General features: G+C 44.7%; 2 protein-coding genes and 1 pseudogene. 2 read left to right on the top strand and 1 reads right to left on the bottom strand.

From position 1 onward, the window contains the following. The first annotated feature begins 135 nt into the window (after positions 1 to 135). A complete protein-coding gene (locus AC2VE5_RS24165; RefSeq protein ID WP_486890175.1) occupies positions 136 to 3,099 on the top strand; it encodes a CAAX protease in 2,964 nt (987 codons plus the stop codon). Between the two features lie 28 nt (positions 3,100 to 3,127). Here AC2VE5_RS24165 and AC2VE5_RS24160 read toward each other — a convergent pair. Further along, positions 3,128 to 4,271 (bottom strand): annotated as a pseudogene (locus AC2VE5_RS24160) (IS701 family transposase); the annotation flags it as partial. A 56-nt stretch (positions 4,272 to 4,327) separates the two neighbouring features. Between AC2VE5_RS24160 and AC2VE5_RS24155 the strand changes: the two are divergent. Beyond that, positions 4,328 to 4,468: a hypothetical protein gene (locus AC2VE5_RS24155; RefSeq protein ID WP_486890174.1), complete on the top strand. Its 141-nt coding sequence runs from the start codon at positions 4,328 to 4,330 to the stop codon at positions 4,466 to 4,468. The last annotated feature ends 97 nt before the right edge of the window (positions 4,469 to 4,565 follow it).

The following is a 4,565-nucleotide window of genomic DNA, read 5'->3' as shown; positions in this document are numbered from 1 at the left end:
AGTAGATGAATTGAAGCTACTACTGGATAGGCTGTTAAATCAAGGCGAGTTAGTAATTGAATGGCATCGCAAGATCAAAAATAAAGGGAATAACCATCATATTGCAGCTTAAGTGCTTATTAGCTTAATGCAGCGATGCAAGGGAGCGATCGCCAGACTAATACCTCAGTCAAAAATCCCCTTCTTAAGTTAAGTAAGATAGCTAGAGAATTGCGCGGCATACTAATTTTATCTGGCGTAACTTTTACAGCGCTCGTCCTCCTTTCACCAATTCGCCATTGGTGGTTCGCTTGGTATGAAAATCTGGACGGGATTTTTAAACTGGTCTTCAATTTAGTATGGATCGGTATTATCACCCTTATAGCTGCTGCACTCCTAGCGCCCCTAGAAGCTCTTGGTTGGTGGGCGGGATGGTATGGAGACTTCTTAGGCACTACACCCAATTCAAGAGCAAAATCGCACCCTACCTCACAACAAAATGCTGTTACACGCTATGTAATTTATCTCGATGGTATTGGTCAGTCTACATTTGACTATCTGCCAGATATTCAAGAGTTTCTAGACTCTTTAGCACCCGTCTTACCAGAAGACGTTTTGTTAATTAAAGGCATCATGCCCTACTCAGTCCGCAATAATCCACTGACAGGCAACCGTCCTCTAGGATTTTTTTGGCGCTTGGCTGACTCATTTAGGCTAAAAAATCCTGCTAGCTTATTTGGTTACTTAGTCAATATTCGCAACGTTTTAGTCGTTGCGGTTTCTGCTGACAAACGCTACGGACCAATTTATAACTTGGGAATTGCTCAAGTAATGTATCAAGCCCTAATCCGACACGGCTACCAACTTAATAGCGGTGTACCAATTACACTGATTGGTTTTAGTGGCGGCGGACAAATGGCAGCAGCCGCCGCACCATTTTTGCGGCGGGCTTTGACTGCACCGATTGAGGTTATCTCCCTTGGGGGAGTGATTAGTGGCAATATCAATGTTTTAAAACTAGAACATCTCTATCATCTAGTTGGTGACAAAGATATGGTTGAGCGGATTGGTTCGGGAATGTTCCCTGGACGTTGGGCTATCTTCTTCTTATCTTACTGGAATCGCGCCAAGCGACTGGGGAAAGTGAACGTAGTTTCTCTTGGTCCAGTCGGACATCAAGTGCCAGGAGGATTAATGGACCCCGAACAGTTTCTAAGCGATGGTCGCACTCACTTGCAACAAACTATTGATTGGGTAGTAGGAATCTTACGTGGCACGGCTGATGGCGAGGAGCGGGCAACTCCTCGCAAACTGAGTAATTACGAACGGTATCGGCAAGCAGCCTTCAATCGACCAGATTTTTATCCAATCCATCAATCGGTGTCACCAGAATATTATCGAGCGATCGCGCCTTGGATGGGACGATTAATTCTGCCTGACAAAGACCAGCGACAAGCTATTAAAGGAGTGCTGTTTGAAGTACATCATGCACCTTCCGAGTTTCAGCATCTAGTTGGACAAGTCGTAATCTTGCGTCTTGGTGACCATCCCCAAGTGCAGACATCCGTTCAATCGGTAACTAAAGACGTACATTTTAGCGCTCAAGCTGAGTACAGCAGTCAACAGGGCAACATTCATCCGACTCGGATTAATCATTGGCGACTTGTTAATCCCTTGGAATCGCTAGCAGGCTCTCATCCCCACGATGATGTGATAGTAATGTTGCCTGAACCTGTTGCCCAGCAGCCAAAAGGCAATGACTCCGACATTCTACAATCTCCGCACGCAGAAAGCGGCTCTCCTACACCACATATCCTATATATCTCTCACGAGCCTGTGCAAATTACGGGACGTTACTATGGATTAGTAAAATTCGTTCAACCTGTTAATCCAGAAAGTGACTCGTTTAGTGTTATTCACTTCAATCGGGCTTCAAAGCAATTTGATGGGGTAGAAGAAATTGTAAAAATGCCCTCTGTGATCGCCAATCGCAATCATACTTATCCATCTACTAGCAAGAACATTGAAAAATCTCCTTTAAACGCAACTGGATGGTACATCTATGGTGCGCCGGATGAGTCAGGACAGTTTGTTGTGCAGGCTATAGCGCCCCGTGCCTTGTTGCAACTTGAACCAGATCGCGCGATCGCAGGCAAATCGGTCAAAAAGTATCTCAAAAAAGATTCTTGGAGCAATCTAGCTGCCCAGAAAGGTAAAATTAGCTCTGTTGTGCTGGGTGACAAGACTATTCAAGCAAGAAGTGCGATCGCTTGGCGCGAAGGCAAACGAGCATTACTAATTCACGTCTATGGTGGAATTAGTGGCAAGAAAACGGAACCCAAGGCAAAAAGTCCGCTATATTTCGGTCACTTTGCCTATGGAATTGCCCAGGTAGTGCGGGAACCATTAACCGATGAATTGCGCTTTGAGATAGTTTATCACCAGATCTATACTCATAATACTGATGGACTGATTGCAGGTAGCTTGCATTGGTCGCGTTATATGGGCGATCGCTCTTTCGGCTGGCTCGGATTGCGCCCAGTTGCCGATACTATAGTCGAACTTGATGGGTTTACTGGTGATTATGAAACGGATGATGGTTGGAAGAAGTCGCCTCTAGACCAACTGATCCATCAACTAGAAATTATGGCTGCTCGTTATCGCATTGGCGATGGCACAGGAGGCACTTTTGTTGGACCTGCAAATAACTGCACCCAAGATGCCAATCAAGCTTTATATGCTGCGCTGAGGCAAATAGCTAGATCGATGCGTTCTCACCCAAACGTCGAGCAGTGGAAAAAACAACATCCCGAACAGTTGCATAGGTTAGAGCAGCTAGAAAGCCTAGGTCTCGACCTCAAACGTCTGCTATTACCTTGGGGAACAGCACGAGCAGACTGGAAAAATCAAGCTGAAGTATTAGGTAGCACCCTAAAAGACGATCCACTGCAAAACATAATCCGTAGTTTGCTGACTTGGCGCACTATCTTACCTCGTCTCACCAGCGATGAGGCGGTTGAAGCATTCATCAAGCAGGGTGGCTCGGCATGGGTGTTGCGAACAAATCAAGTTGGTGGAATAGATCCTGATATTGAACCTATTGCACCGATGACGTTGTAATCCAAATAATTACCCCTCTTTTATCACTCTAAGCAGAAGAAAATTCCAATTGGAAGTTGAGCAGATGGACAATGGGACACACAAACTGATTCATCTTACTTATGAGCCGCTCAAAGCCAAACTGCAATGAAGTGATAGGAAAAACCTCTAACCATCGCTTGAGCCAATTGAAACAAATTAATGGTTGGATAATTAAACGCAAATTATTGAGCAGATGTTTCCAATCGCTTTGATTGTTCCACCAGGGATGTTGAACAAACTGTTGATGAGCTAAAGGACATGAATCATTAAATGCTTCAGCAAATAGACTGACCATCAGGAAGGCAGTCATCACCATCTCTTACCACTTCTCAATCTGCTCATAGTGGATCATGCGGAAATCTGCCCAACCAAGAGCATCTTTGGCTTGCTTGAGTCCATATTCAATCCATGTTCTAAATCCATAGCTGTCGCCAATCTCGCTCAGTTTCACCGCAGGTGCAGCGACCATGACAAACGAAGTTGAATTGTCTGGTAAGGTTTCGCTCTTCTGTGGTCAAGAGCCAATACTGCTTACGGTGCTGCTTGCCATAAATCACCTCAGCCATGTAGCGCACTTCGGTGGTACTATTGCTAAACGTGTGCTCAAATGTTTGCCACGGTTGTTGAACCACCTCTTGGTCTTGGGGTAGCCACAGGGCATGGTTGGGGCGAATCGCCAAGATGTAAGGCAGTTTCAACTCATCAAGGACATTGACGAAGTTGATCTTACTTTCACCATACAAGCTATCCGCTAGTACCAGTTCAAACCGAAATCCCATTGCTTGCAGTTGCCGAATCATCATCGCTGCAAGTTGCGGTTTAGACTGATATTCGTCTGTGATTTTTAGTCGTTCTCGCAGCTTGTACACCTCAAAACACAGCAGTAAAATCATTCCTGCAACTAATCCATAGGCAGTGACCGCGACTATGCCATTTTCCTTTTTACCCACATTGCCAATGTATTGTCGTTTGACATAATCGGTACTTTTCCCTTTCTTGCAATCAAAAGTTTCATCTATCAATAAAATCATTGCGCGTCCATGCAACACTTTGAGGATTAACTCTAACCGCTGTTGGCGCAACTGTTGGGCTGTCCAAGGATATTGGGTGAGAAAGTGATGCAAGTTTTGATGATTATCCAATCCAACAGATGATATCAAGTCCGCATAACCGATTATGATAAAAATGAAGAGTAAAAAGATGAGTTATGCCGAAACGGATTACGGTAGCCGAGCATTCAAATATTGCTCAGTTAGAGCAGCTTTATAAACAGGCGACCGGTGGAGTAGAAAGTCGCCAGTTCCAAATTATTTGGTTACTAGGGCGTATCTGCAAAGTCTGGATGTAGCGTAATGAGCTATTTTAACCAGATAAGAATCGCCGCAATCATCAGCATTGCTAGGTAGTTTTCGGCTCGTTTTTCATAACGAGTAGCTACCCGACGA

The organism is Aliterella sp. E5.1, assembly GCF_057473825.1.
Note: the sequence above shows the minus strand (reverse complement) of the source record. Positions and strands in the feature narration are given on the sequence as shown.